This window comes from Caldimonas brevitalea (assembly GCF_001017435.1).
GTDB lineage: Bacteria > Pseudomonadota > Gammaproteobacteria > Burkholderiales > Burkholderiaceae_C > Caldimonas > Caldimonas brevitalea.
Window position 1 is genome coordinate 1,924,751 of the sequence record NZ_CP011371.1, and the last position, 13,625, is coordinate 1,938,375.

12 protein-coding genes are annotated in these 13,625 nt (G+C 68.9%); 5 read left to right on the plus strand and 7 right to left on the minus strand.

What is annotated here, in order from left to right; translation table 11 throughout:
• Positions 1–90: 90 nt before the first annotated feature.
• The 4 genes from dapA to AAW51_RS08490 are packed head-to-tail and all read right to left on the minus strand — an operon-like array spanning position 91 to position 2,984.
• Positions 91–972, minus strand: a complete 882-nt coding sequence (gene dapA / locus AAW51_RS08480; RefSeq protein WP_047194250.1) for a 4-hydroxy-tetrahydrodipicolinate synthase — start codon at positions 970–972, stop codon at positions 91–93.
• A 27-nt stretch (positions 973–999) separates the two neighbouring features.
• On the minus strand, positions 1,000–1,581 hold the full coding sequence (locus AAW51_RS08485; RefSeq protein ID WP_047194251.1) for a class I SAM-dependent methyltransferase: 582 nt from the start codon (positions 1,579–1,581) through the stop codon (positions 1,000–1,002).
• 25 nt (positions 1,582–1,606) lie between these two features.
• Positions 1,607–1,759: a hypothetical protein gene (locus AAW51_RS30425; RefSeq protein WP_169787999.1), complete on the minus strand. Its 153-nt coding sequence runs from the start codon at positions 1,757–1,759 to the stop codon at positions 1,607–1,609.
• Between the two features lie 7 nt (positions 1,760–1,766).
• Entirely contained in the window at positions 1,767–2,984 is a 1,218-nt protein-coding gene (locus tag AAW51_RS08490; protein WP_047194252.1) for an MFS transporter, read from the minus strand.
• 128 nt (positions 2,985–3,112) lie between these two features.
• Between AAW51_RS08490 and AAW51_RS08495 the strand changes: the two genes are divergently transcribed.
• Genes AAW51_RS08495 through parC form a run of 3 tightly spaced genes read left to right on the plus strand, consistent with a single transcriptional unit; the run spans position 3,113 to position 7,976 of the window.
• On the plus strand, positions 3,113–5,101 hold the full coding sequence (locus AAW51_RS08495; RefSeq protein WP_047194253.1) for a DNA topoisomerase IV subunit B: 1,989 nt from the start codon (positions 3,113–3,115) through the stop codon (positions 5,099–5,101).
• A 1-nt stretch (position 5,102) separates the two neighbouring features.
• Positions 5,103–5,633 (plus strand): GNAT family N-acetyltransferase, encoded by a 531-nt coding sequence (locus AAW51_RS08500; protein WP_047194254.1) that lies wholly within the window; start codon positions 5,103–5,105, stop codon positions 5,631–5,633.
• A gap of 15 nt (positions 5,634–5,648) precedes the next feature.
• Positions 5,649–7,976: a DNA topoisomerase IV subunit A gene (parC, locus tag AAW51_RS08505; RefSeq protein WP_047194255.1), complete on the plus strand. Its 2,328-nt coding sequence runs from the start codon at positions 5,649–5,651 to the stop codon at positions 7,974–7,976.
• A gap of 21 nt (positions 7,977–7,997) precedes the next feature.
• On the opposite strand, the gene AAW51_RS08510 is transcribed toward parC, so the two are convergent.
• The 3 genes from AAW51_RS08510 to AAW51_RS08520 form a co-directional block, all read right to left on the minus strand.
• Entirely contained in the window at positions 7,998–8,342 is a 345-nt protein-coding gene (locus tag AAW51_RS08510; protein ID WP_047194256.1) for a hypothetical protein, read from the minus strand.
• Positions 8,343–8,482: 140 nt separating this feature from the next.
• The gene (locus tag AAW51_RS08515; RefSeq protein WP_047194257.1) at positions 8,483–8,962 is read right to left on the minus strand and encodes a disulfide bond formation protein B; all 480 of its coding nucleotides are present in this window, start codon (positions 8,960–8,962) and stop codon (positions 8,483–8,485) included.
• A gap of 35 nt (positions 8,963–8,997) precedes the next feature.
• Complete coding sequence (locus AAW51_RS08520) at positions 8,998–9,453, minus strand: RidA family protein (protein WP_047194258.1); 456 nt, start codon at positions 9,451–9,453, stop codon at positions 8,998–9,000.
• 240 nt (positions 9,454–9,693) lie between these two features.
• Here AAW51_RS08520 and AAW51_RS08525 point away from each other — a divergent pair, with 240 nt between their 5' ends.
• Together AAW51_RS08525 and AAW51_RS08530 are read left to right on the plus strand one after the other, a co-directional pair.
• Positions 9,694–12,135 carry a DNA internalization-related competence protein ComEC/Rec2 gene (locus AAW51_RS08525; RefSeq protein WP_047194259.1) on the plus strand — a complete coding sequence of 814 codons (2,442 nt, stop codon included), beginning with the start codon at positions 9,694–9,696 and terminating at the stop codon, positions 12,133–12,135.
• 51 nt (positions 12,136–12,186) lie between these two features.
• Entirely contained in the window at positions 12,187–13,623 is a 1,437-nt protein-coding gene (locus tag AAW51_RS08530) for a circularly permuted type 2 ATP-grasp protein (protein WP_047194260.1), read from the plus strand.
• The last annotated feature ends 2 nt before the right edge of the window (positions 13,624–13,625 follow it).

The following is a 13,625-nucleotide window of genomic DNA, read 5'->3' on the forward strand; positions in this document are numbered from 1 at the left end:
ATCTCCGTTTCGGGTGCTCGGCACGCAAGGGGGCCGGGGCTGCAAGGCCCGCTGGTGCGGGACTTGCCGGGCGCAGGCCGCAGGGCGTGCTCAGATGAGATCCGCTTCGCGCAGCGCTTGTTCCAGCGCAGCGTGATGGGGCGACGACAGCGGCACCATCGGCAGGCGCAGCGTGGGGCCGGCCTTGCCCATGCGGGCCAGCGCCCATTTGACGGGTATCGGGTTGGGTTCGACGAACAGCAGCTTGTGCAGCGCCAGCAGGCGCAGATGGATGGCGGCGGCGCGCTTGCCGTCGCCGGCAATGGCGGCGGCGCACAGTTCGTGCATGGCCTTGGGCGCGACGTTGGCCGTCACGCTGACGTTACCGTGACCGCCGAGCAGCATCAGCGCGACCGCGGTGGGGTCGTCACCGGAATACACCGAGAAGCCCGCCGGCGCCTCCTTGATCAGCCAGGCGGCACGGTCGAGGTTGCCGGTGGCTTCCTTGATGCCGACGATGTTGGGGATCTGGGCCAGCCGCAGCACCGTGTCGTGCTGCATGTCCGCCACCGTACGGCCGGGCACGTTGTACAGCACCACCGGCACGTCCACCGCCTCGGCGATGGCCTTGAAATGCTGGTAGATGCCTTCCTGGGTGGGCTTGTTGTAGTAGGGCACGACTTGCAGCGTGCAGTCGGCCCCCAGCTGCTTCGCGAACTTCGACAGCTCGATGGCTTCGCGCGTCGAATTGGCGCCGGCGCCGGCCATGATGGGCACCCGGCCCTTCGCATGTTCGACCGCGACGCGGATCACCTCGGCCTGTTCTTCGACCGTGACGGTCGGCGATTCACCAGTGGTGCCGACCACACCGATGCAGTCGGTGCCTTCGGCGATATGCCAGTCGATGAGTTTGCGCAGCGTGTCGAAGTCCACGCTGCCGTCTTCGTGCATCGGGGTCACCAGGGCGACGATGCTGCCAACAATCGGGGTCATGGGAGTGTTCCTCAGAATCCGGCGATTTTAGCCATGGGCAGGGCCGGGCTCTTGCGTCAGCGGGTAGCGGCCCGCCAGGCCGCGCTGGTGCTCGCGCACGGCGGTGATACGTTGCACGAAACGCGGCGGTGCGGCGAGGTAGCCGTCTTCATAACCCAGCACCCGCAACGTGTCGCGGCACACCTCCAGCAACTCGCCCGGGCGTAACAGGAAATCGGGGTTGGCGGGCCGGCCGACGGTTTCGTTGCCGCTGGCAAAGGTTTCGTAGATCAGCAGCCCGCCCGGCGCGACGCTGTCGAGCAGCGTCGGCAGCAGCGGGCGCCACAGGTAGTGGGTCACCACGACCAGGTCGAACCGGCGGCCCGGCAGCGGCCAGGGGCCGGCCTCGATGTCGGCCACGACGATCTCGGCGAGTTCGCGCAGCGGCGCCACGGCGTGGGCGTCGCGGTCCACCCCGGTGACGCGGCAGCCGCGCGATGCGAACCAGCGGGTGTGGCGGCCCGAACCGCAGGCCACATCCAGCACCGTGGCGCCCGGCGCCACCAGGTGCGACCAGCGCTGCACCCAGGGTGAGGCGGCCGGGGTGCCGTGCGGGTTGCACGCGGTCATGCTGGCCGCTCCCGGCTGTTCCAGTTCAAAAGCAGTTCCACAGCTGGTTGGCCAGTTGCACCATCAGCGAAGGCTGCAGATACCAGCTGAACACCAGCAGCAGCGCCGCCAGCACGGCCGCCCACGCGAGCGGCCGGCGCCATCGGAACGAGCGGCTGGGGCGGGGCGAGGTGTGCATCGCGATCTCAAGCTGCAGCAGGCGCCGGGCGGGCGATGGCGCCTTCGCGCACCGGCAGGTTGACGAGTGCGGCGGCGACGCCCAGCGCCACCGCGATCCACCACACCACGTCGTAGCTGCCGGTGGTGTCGTAGAGCTTGCCGCCCAGCCACACGCCCAGGAAGGAGCCCACCTGGTGCGACAGGAACACGAAACCGCCCAGCATCGACAGGTACTGCACACCGAAGATCTGGGCCACCACGGCATTGGTGGGGGGCACCGTCGACAGCCACAACACGCCCATCACGGCCGAGAACACGTAGACGCTCATCGGCGTCAGCGGCAGGGCCAGAAAGGTCACGATCGCGACGGAGCGCAACAGATAGATGGCCGACAGGATGTAACGCTTGGGCAGCCGCTGACCGAGGCTGCCGGCCGCATAGGTGCCGAACACATTGAACAAGCCGATCAGCGCCAGCGCATAGGTGGCCACTTGCGGTGGCAGCCCGTGGTCGCGCAGGTAGCTGGGCATGTGCACGCCGATGAACACCACCTGGAAGCCGCAGACGAAGTAGCCGGCCATCAGCAGCCGGAAGCTGGGGTAGCTGAAGGCTTCGCGCACCGCCTGGCCGATGCTCTGGCTCGACGCACTCGTGCCGGCCGCCTTCGGCTCCTTCAGGCCGAACGCGAGCGGCATGATGGCGAGCGCCAGACAGCCAAGCACGAACAACGCGTTCTGCCAGCCCAGCCCGCCGATCAGCCAGTTTTCGACCGGTACCATCAGGAACTGGCCGAACGAGCCGGCGGCCGCCGCCACACCCATCGCCCACGACCGCTTTTCGGGCGCCACGTTGCGCCCGATCACGCCATACACCACCGCGTAGGTGCTGCCGGCCTGCGCCATCCCGAGCAGCACGCCGGCGCTGCCGGTGAAGGCCAGGCCGGAGGTCGACAGCGCCATCAGCACCAGGCCCAGGGCGTACAGCAGCGAGCCGGCCAGCAGCACCCGAAAGGCGCCGAAACGGTCGGCCAGCATGCCGGCGAAGGGGCCGGCCAGGCCCCACACCAGGTTTTGCACCGCGATCGCGAAGGCGAAGGTTTCGCGCGTCCAGCCGCGCTCCATCGTGATCGGCTGCAGCCATAAGCCGAAGCCGTGGCGGATGCCCATCGACAGGGTGACGATCATCGCGCCGCAGATCAGCACCTGGGCCATGGAGAGTCGGGGGGCGGTGGCGGGGGTCTTCATCGTGCGCCAACTGTAACGAATGCCGGGGAAAGTTGCTGCGCGCCGCCCACCGGCGTCCGCTCCCCGGCGCGCCGGGGCCGCGCCGACCAGGGCTATTCGGCGCCCGGCACGTCCTAGAATGCGCCGCCATGGCGACAAAACCCAGCAGTTCCAAACCCGACGCCGCCTACGGCGAAGCGTCGATCCGCGTCCTCAAGGGCCTGGAGCCGGTCAAGCAGCGGCCGGGGATGTACACGCGCACCGACAACCCGTTGCACATCGTGCAGGAAGTGATCGACAACGCGGCCGACGAGGCCCTGGCCGGTTTCGGCAAGCGCATCGCGGTCACGCTGCACACCGACGGCTCGGTCAGCGTGGAAGACGACGGCCGCGGGATTCCTTTCGGCCTGCACCCGGAAGAAAAGGTGCCGGTGGTCGAGATCGTGTTCACACGGCTGCACGCCGGCGGCAAGTTCGACAAGGGCCGGGGCGGCGCCTACAGCTTCTCGGGCGGCCTGCACGGGGTTGGCGTGAGTGTCACCAACGCGCTGGCCAAACGGCTCGAAGTGGCGGTCTGGCGCGACGGCCAGGCGGCCAACCTGACCTTCAGCGGCGGCGACGTGATCGAGCCGCTCAAGAAGCGCAAGGCGGCGGCCGGCGAGCGCAAGAGCGGCACCTCGGTGCGGGTGTGGCCCGACGCGAAGTATTTCGAGAGCGCCGAGCTGCCCAAGAACGAGCTGGTGCACCTGCTGCGCAGCAAGGCGGTGCTGATGCCCGGCGTCAACGTCACGCTGACCTACGAAAAGAGCGGCGAGACGCAGACCTGGCTCTACCAGGGCGGCCTGCGCGACTACCTGCTGCAGACGCTGCCGGCCGACCCGGTGATCTCGCTGTTCGAAGGCGAGCGTTATGCCGAGGATGGCGAGACCGAAAACTTCGCCGAAGGCGAGGGCGCCGCCTGGTGTGTGGCCTTCACCGAAGAAGGCACGCCGATGCGCGAGAGCTACGTCAACCTGATTCCGACGGTGGCCGGCGGCACCCACGAGGCCGGGCTGAAGGACGGGTTGTTCGGCGCCATCAAGAGTTTCATCGAGCTGCATTCGCTGCTGCCCAAGGGCGTCAAGCTGATGCCCGAGGACGTGTTCTCGCGCGCCAACTTCGTGTTGTCCGCCAAGGTGCTCGACCCGCAGTTCCAGGGCCAGACCAAGGAAAGGCTGAACAGCCGCGACGCGCTGCGGTTGGTGGCGACTTACGTCAAGCCGGGCCTGGAGTTGTGGCTCAACCAGCACGTCGACCAGGGCAAGAAGCTGGCCGAGCTGGTGATCAAGCAGGCCCAGGCGCGCCAGCGTGCCGGCCAGAAGGTCGAGAAGAAAAAGGGCTCGGGCGTCGCCGTGCTGCCCGGCAAGCTGACCGATTGCGAGAGCCGCGACCTGTCGATGAACGAAGTGTTCCTGGTCGAGGGCGACTCGGCCGGCGGCAGCGCCAAGATGGGCCGCAACAAGGAGACCCAGGCGGTGCTGCCGCTGCGCGGCAAGGTGCTGAACGCGTGGGAGGTCGAGCGCGATCGGCTGTTCGCCAACAACGAGATCCACGACATCGCGGTCGCGATCGGCGTCGACCCGCACGGCCCGAACGACGAGCCCGACCTGAGCGGGCTGCGCTACGGCAAGATCTGCATCCTGAGCGATGCCGACGTCGATGGCTCGCACATCCAGGTGCTGCTGCTGACGCTGTTCTTCCGGCACTTCCCCAAGCTGATCGAGCGCGGCAATCTCTATGTGGCGAAGCCGCCGCTGTTCCGCATCGACGCACCGGCGCGCGGCAAGAAGCCGGCCGCCAAGATCTATGCGCTCGACGAAGGTGAGCTGACCGCCACGCTCGACAAGCTGCGCAAGGAAGGCTGCCGCGAGGGCGCCTGGAGCATCAGCCGTTTCAAGGGCCTGGGCGAAATGAGCGCCGAGCAGCTGTGGGAGACCACGCTCAACCCCGACACGCGCCGGTTGCTGCAGGTGGCCTACGGCGCGCTCGACTTCGCCAGCACCCAGACGTCGATCAACAAGCTGATGGGCAAGGGCGAGGCGCAGTCACGGCGCGAGCTGATGGAGCTGAACGCCAACACCGTCGAAGTGGACGTGTGACGTGATCGGCAACGCCCGCGTCCGTTTGCGGCCGACCCTGGTGGACGACCTCGATTTCGTCATCAGCGTCGAGACCGACCCCGACAACCTGCCGTCCATCACGCCGTGGGAGCGCCCGCAGCACGAGGCGGCGGTGCGCTTCCCCGACTTCCGGCACTTCATTGTCGAGGCCGGCGACCGGCTCACCCCGGTCGGCTTCGTGATCCTGGTCGGTTGCCGCAACCGCCACAAGTCGATCGAGTTGAAGCGCATGGTGATCCAGGCCAAGGGTCAGGGCCTGGGGCGCGCCTGTTTGCGGCTGCTCAAGAAGACCGCCTTCGAAGACCTGGGCGCGCACCGCTTCTGGCTCGACGTGAAATTGCACAACACCCGCGCCAAGGCGCTTTACGACAGCGAAGGTTTTGTCGAGGAAGGGCGGCTGCGCGAATGTGTGCGCACCGAGGCCGGCTATGAATCGCTGGTGGTGATGTCGGTGCTGCAGGATGAATACGAGGCCCGTTGCGAGGCGGGCCTGGAAGCCGCCGCCGGATAACAGACACAAGACACGATGACGCAAGAGACGATCGACCTTTTCGATGGCACCACCGGCGGCAGCGGTGGCGACGAGCTGACGCTGGCGCACTATGCCGAGCGGGCCTACCTGGAGTACGCGCTTTCGGTGGTCAAGGGGCGCGCGCTGCCCGACGTGACCGACGGGCAAAAGCCGGTGCAGCGCCGCATCCTGTATTCGATGGCGCGCATGGGCCTGGCGTTCACGGGCGCGGCCGGCGCCAAGCCGGTCAAGAGCGCGCGCGTGGTCGGCGACGTGCTCGGTCGCTTCCATCCCCACGGCGACCAGGCCGCTTATGACGCGCTGGTGCGGATGGCGCAGGGCTTCTCGCAGCGGTATCCGCTGATCGACGGCCAGGGCAATTTCGGCTCGCGCGACGGCGACGGCGCTGCCGCGATGCGCTACACCGAGGCGCGTCTGGCCCCGATCTCACGGCTGCTGCTCGATGAAATCGACGCCGGCACGGTCGACTTCATGCCGAACTACGACGGCTCGACCGAGGAGCCGCGGCAGCTGCCGGCACGCCTGCCTTTCGTGCTGCTCAACGGCGCGAGCGGTATCGCGGTGGGCCTGGCGACCGAGATCCCCTCGCACAACCTGCGCGAAGTGGCCGCCGCCGCGGTGGCGCTGATCAAGAACGACAAGCTGTCCGACGACGAACTGCTGGCGCTCATCCCGGGGCCCGACTTCCCCGGTGGTGGCCAGATCATCAGCAGTGCCGCCGACATCCGCGACGCCTATGCGAGCGGACGCGGTAGCCTGAAGGTGCGGGCGCGCTGGAAGATCGAAGACCTGGCGCGCGGCCAGTGGCAGCTGGTGGTCACAGAGCTGCCGCCCGGCACCAGCAGCCAGAAGGTGCTGGAAGAAATCGAGGAGCTGACCAACCCCAAGGTCAAGGCCGGCAAGAAGGCGCTGACGGCGGAGCAGCAGCAGCTGAAAGCCACCATGCTGGGCCTGCTCGACCTGGCACGCGACGAGTCGAGCAAGGACGCGCCGGTGCGGCTGGTGTTCGAGCCCAAGACCAGCCGCATCGGCCAGCAGGAACTGGTGCGCGCGCTGCTGGCCCACACCAGCCTGGAAAGCTCGGCGCCGATCAACATGACCATGGTCGGCGGCGACGGCCGGCCGACGCAGAAGTCGCTGCGCCAGGTGCTCAGCGAGTGGATCGCGTTCCGCCTCGCGACCGTGCAGCGGCGCACCCGCTACCGCCTCGACAAGGTGCTGGAGCGCATCCATGTGCTCGAAGGCCGCCAGCTGGTGCTGCTGAACATCGACAAGGTGATCCGCATCATCCGCAACGCCGACGAGCCCAAGCAGGCCTTGATGGCCGAGTTCAAGCTCAGCGACCGGCAGGCCGAGGACATCCTCGAGATCCGCTTGCGTCAACTGGCCCGTTTGGAGGCCATCAAGATCGAGCAGGAGCTCAAAGAGCTGCGCACCGAGCAGGCCAAGCTGGAAGACATCCTCAACAGCCCGGCCAGCCTGCGCCGCACGGTGGTCAAGGAAATCGAAGCCGACGCCAAGCAGTTCGGCGACGAGCGCCGCACGCTGATCCAGGAAGACAAGCGCGCGGTGGCCGAGGTGCGGGTCAGCGACGAGCCGATCACCGTGGTGGTCAGCCAGAAGGGCTGGGTGCGCTCGCGGCAGGGGCATGGGCACGACGCCGCCAGTTTTGCCTTCAAGACCGGCGACGGCCTCTATGGCACCTTCGAGTGCCGCACGGTCGACACGCTGCTGGTGTTCGGCAGCAACGGGCGCGTCTACACCGTGCCGGTCGCGTCGTTGCCAGGCGCGCGCGGCGACGGCCAGCCGGTCACGACCATGATCGAGCTGGAAGCCGGTTCGCACCCGGCCCACTATTACGCCGGCCCGCCCGACACGGTGCTGCTGCTCGCCAGCACGGCCGGCTACGGGCTGATGGCCAAGATGGGCGACATGATGTCGCGCCAAAAAGGCGGCAAGAGCTTTTTGACGCTGGAGGAAGACGGCAAGCTGCTGCCGCCCAGCCCGGTGGGCGCCGCATCGAAGGTGGCCTGTTTGTCGATGCTGGGCCGATTGCTGGTGTTCGCGCTCGACGAACTCAAGCTGCAGCCCAACGGCGGCCGCGGGCTGACGCTGATGGAGGTGGACGAGAAGGACCCGCTGGTGTCGGTGGCCGCTTTCGGCGTCGCGCTGCGGGTGCTCGGCACCGGCCGGGGCGGCAAGGCGCGCGACGAGCAGGTCAAGGGCGCCGCGCTGACCCCTTATGTCGGCAAGCGGGCCCGCAAGGGCAAGGCCGCAGACCTGGGCATGAAACCGCAGCGTGTCCTCGCCGGCGATAGCTGACCGGGGGCGGCGCCCCGGACCTCAGCGCACCCGGCGCAAACGCTTCACGTTGGCGTTGACGGTGCTGCTGTAGGGCAGCAGCGCCTGGTTGGCGGTGCGCACCCACTGTGTGGTGTGGCGCTGGTTGGGGCGCCATGTCGTGGCCGACCAGGGCTGCAGCAGCGTCGGCCACAGCGCGAACCAGGTGCTCCACCAGGCCTGGCTGCCGGCCAGCATCTTCTCCCACACCATCCGCTGCGACTCCAGCACCGTGGTGGCGGGCCAGGGCCACGGCGCAGCCATCAGCTGAAGCCGGCGCGAGATGACTTCGGGGGCGCCGTTGCCGATGTGCATCGAACGGGTCCAGAACGTGTGCCAGGGAACCATGAGTTATTTCCTCCGCGCTGCTGTGGCGAACGGGGACCGCGGGATGCGGGCCCCTGGCTCAGCTTAGCGGTGGGGTGGCCATGGCGGCCGGCCGTGTCCTCCTGCGGCGTAGGGCTACCACGCTGACGCAGGCCGCGGGTTCAAGGCCGCGGGCGCACCACCACGACCCCGCAGGCGAGCAGCAGCAAGGCGTACAGGCCGAGGCTCCAGTATTCGTAGGGCAGGCCCAGCAAGGTCACGGCCGCATCGGCGCAAGACGCCTTGACGCGGAACACGAAGGGCAGGGCTTGTTCGAGCTTGAGTGCCTGGATGATCTTGTCGGCCAGCGTCAGGCTGCATGAAAACGACTGCGACGCCACCGTGTGCTGGTAGACCGCAGCGGCGATGCCGCTGCCGGCCGCCAGTGCGGTCAGCCCGGCCAGCACTCGGCGCAGTGCCGGCGCCTTGACGGCCCATGCGAGGCCCGCCAGCAGGGCCATCAGCACAAAGATGACCCGCTGCAAGATGCACCAGGGGCACGGGGCCATGCCGAACTGGTATTGGGACACGAGCGCCGCGGCCACCGCGGCAAGGCTGGCCAGGCAGGTGAAGCCGAGCAGGCGAGAGGCAGTAGGGCGCAAGACGGGGCTCCGCGGACAGGACCGGTCAGGGTGGGTTATTCGATCTCGGCGATCAGGTCGATCTCGACACAGGCCCCCAGCGGGACTTGCGCCACGCCGAAGGCGCTGCGGGCATGTGCGCCCTTGTCACCGAAGACTTCGGCGAACAGCTCCGACGCACCGTTGGTGACCAGGTGCTGCTCGGTGTAGTCGCCGGTGCTGTTGACCAGGCTCAACAGCTTGACGATGCGCTTGACGCGGTTCAGGTCGCCCACGGCCGCCTGCAAGGTGCCCATCAAATCGATCGCGACGGCGCGCGCGGCGGCCTTGCCGTCAGCGGTCGAAAGGTCTTTGCCGAGTTGGCCCACCCACGGCTTGCCCTCGCGCTTGGCAATGTGCCCGGAGGTGAACACCAGCGAGCCGCTGATCACATAGGGCACGTACGCCGCGACGGGCGTCGCCACAGGCGGCAGTTCGATGGCAAGCGCTTTGAGCCGGTCGTAGACGGACATGGTGCAGATCTTCCTTGGTGACGAGGCGGCCATCCTACACTCGCCGCCCGTTCGCGAGCAGCGCCGACGTGCTGCGCGTGCGCCGTCGGCGGATATCCGGCCGCGGCGCACCTCGCCCTACACTCGCGCGACAAACAGAGCCGCAGGGAGGCGAGGGTGCAGGAGCACGGGCAGACGGACGTCCAGGGGGGCGGGTGCGCGCATGGCGGGGCCCACCGGCATGCCGGCGCGACCGGTCCGATGTTCGTCTGGCTGCTGCCGGCGGCCGGCCTGCTCGGCGTGTTCGGGCAACTGCAACAGCGCGGGTTGTGGCCGTGGTGGCTCTACGTGGGCGTCGCCGTGCTTGGATGCGCCAGCTGCGTGCCATCACGTCGGCGCTGGCCGCACGTCGCGGCGGTCGTGGCGGCGTTGGCCTGCGGCTGGGCCTGGGCCGGCCTGCAAGGTGGTGTGCGACTGGCCGACCGGCTGCCGCACGCACTGGAAGGCGTTGACCTGGTTGTGACCGGCCTCGTCGCAAGCCTGCCGCAGCGCACGCCCGGGGGCCTGCGCATGCGCTTCGAACCGGAGGGAGCCACCCACGAGGGACGGCCGGTGCGTTTGCCGCGCGCGGTGCTGCTGTCGTGGTACAGCGCGCGCTGGCCCGGCAGCGGCGCCGATGACAGCGCCAGCGACGCGAGTCGCCCAGCGTCCGACGCACCCGAGTTGCCCCGGGCCGGACAGCGTTGGCGCTTGTCGGTGCGGCTGAAGCAGCCGCACGGCCTGCAAAACCCGCAGGGCTTCGACTATGAGCTGTGGCTGTTCGAGCAGGGCCTGGGCGCCACCGGCTACGTGCGCACCGGCAAGGGCGCTGCCCGGGCGGCCCTGCTCGACGAGCGGGCCGGCTCGCTGTTGCAGCAGGGACGGCAGCGCGTGCGTGACGCGATTGAGCGGCAAGTGCCCGACGCGCGCCTTGCGGGCGTGCTGGCCGCGCTGGTGGTCGGCGACCAGGCGTCGATCGCACAGGAAGACTGGGAGGTGTTCCGCGTCACCGGCGTGGCCCACCTGATGGCCATCAGTGGCTTGCACGTGACCCTGTTCGCCTGGCTCGCGGTACAGGCCCTGGGCCGGGCCTGGCGCTGCTGGCCGGCGGGCTTGCTGCGCGTGCCCGCGCCCGTCGCGGCCCGCTGGGGCGGGTTGGCGGCGGCGACCGCCTATGCACTGTTCGCCGGATGGGGTCTGCCGGCGCAGCGCACCATCTGCATGCTGGCGGCTGCACAGCTGATCGCCGCGTCCGGGCGCCGCTGGCCCTGGCCGCTGGTGCTGCTGTGGTCGGCCGTGCCGGTGACGCTGTTCGACCCGTGGGCGCTGCTGCAGCCCGGGTTCTGGCTGTCGTTCGCGGCGGTCGGTCTGTTGTTGGCGACCGGCGACGCCGGCCGCCCCCTCGCGCCGCCGCCGGCCGGGGCGCGCCTCGCGCTCGCGTTGCGCGCCGTGCGGCGCTGGGCGGCGGGCGGTGTGCGCACCCAACTGGTCGCGACGGTCGGGCTGGCGCCGCTCACGCTGCTGTTCTTCCGGCAGCTGTCGGTGGTGGGCCTGGTCGCCAACCTGCTGGCCATCCCCTGCGTCACGCTGCTGGTGACGCCGCTGGCCCTGCTCGGGGTGTTGTGGCCGCCCCTGTGGACCGCCGCGGGCTGGGTGCTGGGCGAGCTGTGCGAGGTGCTGGCCGTGATGGCGCAGTGGCCGGGCGCCGTGTGGTCGACCGCCGCCGTCCCTGGATGGGTCAGCGCCGCGGGCCTGGCGGGCGCTTGCGTATTGGTGCTGCCCTTGCCGTGGCAGCTGCGCCTGCTGGGGCTGCCGATGCTCGCGCCGCTGCTGTGGCCCGCCGTCGTGCGCCCGGCCACGGGTGCTTTTGAAGTGATCGCGCTCGATGTCGGGCAAGGCGGCGCGGTGGTGGTGCGCACCGCACGCCACACCCTGCTGTACGACACCGGCCCCAGCTATTCGAGCGAAAGCGACGCGGGCGAGCGGGTGCTGCTGCCAGTGTTGCAGGCGCTGGGCGACCGGCAGCCGGACCGGCTGGTGCTGTCGCACCAGGACACCGATCACGTCGGCGGCGCGCTCGCCGTGCTGGACGCGCATCCCGACGTGCAGGTGTCGAGTTCGATCGACGCGGCGCACCCCCTGCGGCAGCGCGTGGCGCGGCACACACCCTGCCACGCCGGGCAGTCCTGGCGCTGGGACGGTGTGCGCTTCGACGTGCTGCACCCTGCGTCCGACCAAGCGGCCCCGCCGCTGCGGCCCAACCAGGTCTCGTGCGTGCTGAAGGTCAGCAACGGCCGCCACAGCGCGTTGCTGGCGGGCGACATCGAGCGTGGTGAGGAGGCGCGCCTTGTGAGCCAGGCCGGCACCGCCCTGGCCGCCGACCTGCTGCTGGCACCTCACCATGGCAGCAAGACCTCGAGCACCTCCGACTTCCTCGACGCGGTGCGGCCGTCGGTGGCGGTGTTCCAGGCCGGATACCGCAACCGCTTCGGGCATCCGGCGCCCTCCGTGCTGGCGCGCTACCAGGTGCGCGGCATCGCGCTGGTGACCAGCCCGGCCTGCGGTGCCTACCGCTGGACCGCGGGCCGCGGCGAGTGCGAGCGTGACCTGCGGCGCCGTTACTGGCACCATCGGATGCCGGACCCTTCCGACGGCGGGGACTGATGAAAGCGGCATGAGGCCTGCTTCTTGCTAAAGGACCCGCGGAGACACACGATGCAATCCCAGTTCGACGAAATGCACGCGACCAGTGCCACGGTGCGCGACCACTACCGCACGTACGACCGCTGGCTGGCGTCGCAGCCGCGTGACGTGATGCGCTCGCGGCGCGAAGAAGCCGAGATGATCTTCCGGCGTGTCGGCATCACCTTCGCGATCTATGGCGAGAAAGACGAGAACGGCGCGGGCACCGAGCGGCTGATTCCGTTCGACCTGATCCCGCGCATCATCCCGGCGCATGAATGGCGCGAGATGGAGCGGGGCCTGACGCAACGGGTGACCGCGCTCAACCGTTTCATCCACGACATCTACCACGACCAGGCCATCATCAAGGCCGGTTTGATCCCGCCCGAGCAGGTGTTCGGCAACGCGCAGTTCCGGCCCGAGATGCTGGGGGTGGAAGTGCCGTGCCGCGTCTATGCGCACATCGCCGGGATCGACCTGGTACGCGCCGGCAACCCGGACGGCAGTGGCACCTACTACGTGCTCGAAGACAACCTGCGCGTGCCCAGCGGCGTCAGCTACATGCTGGAGAACCGCAAGATGACGATGCGGCTGTTCCCCGAGTTGTTCAGCGAACACCGCATCGCGCCGGTCGACCACTATCCCGACCTGTTGCTGGAGACGCTGCGCACGGCCGCGCCGGCCGGTGTCAGCGAGCCGACCGTGGTGGTGCTGACGCCCGGCATGTACAACTCGGCGTACTTCGAGCATGCCTTTCTGGCGCAGCAGATGGGCGTCGAGCTGGTCGAGGGCCAGGACTTGTTCGTCAAGGACAACTTCATCTACATGCGCACCACGCGCGGCCCGAAGCGGGTCGACGTGATCTATCGCCGCGTCGACGACGACTTCCTCGACCCCCTCGCCTTCCGGCCCGATTCGACGCTGGGCTGCGCCGGGCTGTTGAGCGTCTACCGGGCCGGCAACGTCGGCTTGTGCAATGCCATCGGCACCGGCATCGCCGACGACAAATCCATCTATCCCTATGTGCCCAAGATGATCGAGTTCTACCTCGGTGAGAAGCCGGTGCTCAACAACGTGCCGACCTATTTGTGTCGAGAGCCCGAGGACCTGGCCTATGTGCTGGCCCACCTCGACCAACTGGTCGTCAAGGAAGTGCATGGCGCGGGCGGCTACGGCATGTTGATCGGCCCGACGGCCAGCCGGCAGGAAGTGGAAGAGTTCCGGGCCCGGCTGCAGGCCGACCCGGCGCGCTACATCGCCCAGCCCACCTTGTCGTTGTCGACCTGTCCCACGTTCGTCGAGAGTGGCATCGCGCCGCGCCACATCGACCTGCGGCCGTTCGTGTTGAGCGGCAAGACAGTGCAGATGGTGCCGGGCGGTCTGACCCGCGTGGCGCTCAAGGAAGGCTCGCTGGTGGTCAACAGCAGCCAGGGCGGTGGGACCAAGGACACCTGGGTGCTGGAGGGATGAGC

What these genes read in the sequence shown, in the direction of transcription:
- dapA (WP_047194250.1), bottom strand. Translation starts at nt 972, where the DNA reads ATGACCCCGATTGTTGGCAGCATCGTCGCCCTGGTGACCCCGATGCAC.
- AAW51_RS08485 (WP_047194251.1), bottom strand. Translation starts at nt 1,581, where the DNA reads ATGACCGCGTGCAACCCGCACGGCACCCCGGCCGCCTCACCCTGGGTG.
- AAW51_RS30425 (WP_169787999.1), bottom strand. Translation starts at nt 1,759, where the DNA reads ATGCACACCTCGCCCCGCCCCAGCCGCTCGTTCCGATGGCGCCGGCCG.
- AAW51_RS08490 (WP_047194252.1), bottom strand. Translation starts at nt 2,984, where the DNA reads ATGAAGACCCCCGCCACCGCCCCCCGACTCTCCATGGCCCAGGTGCTG.
- AAW51_RS08495 (WP_047194253.1), top strand. Translation starts at nt 3,113, where the DNA reads ATGGCGACAAAACCCAGCAGTTCCAAACCCGACGCCGCCTACGGCGAA.
- parC (WP_047194255.1), top strand. Translation starts at nt 5,649, where the DNA reads ATGACGCAAGAGACGATCGACCTTTTCGATGGCACCACCGGCGGCAGC.
- AAW51_RS08510 (WP_047194256.1), bottom strand. Translation starts at nt 8,342, where the DNA reads ATGGTTCCCTGGCACACGTTCTGGACCCGTTCGATGCACATCGGCAAC.
- AAW51_RS08520 (WP_047194258.1), bottom strand. Translation starts at nt 9,453, where the DNA reads ATGTCCGTCTACGACCGGCTCAAAGCGCTTGCCATCGAACTGCCGCCT.
- AAW51_RS08525 (WP_047194259.1), top strand. Translation starts at nt 9,694, where the DNA reads ATGTTCGTCTGGCTGCTGCCGGCGGCCGGCCTGCTCGGCGTGTTCGGG.
- AAW51_RS08530 (WP_047194260.1), top strand. Translation starts at nt 12,187, where the DNA reads ATGCAATCCCAGTTCGACGAAATGCACGCGACCAGTGCCACGGTGCGC.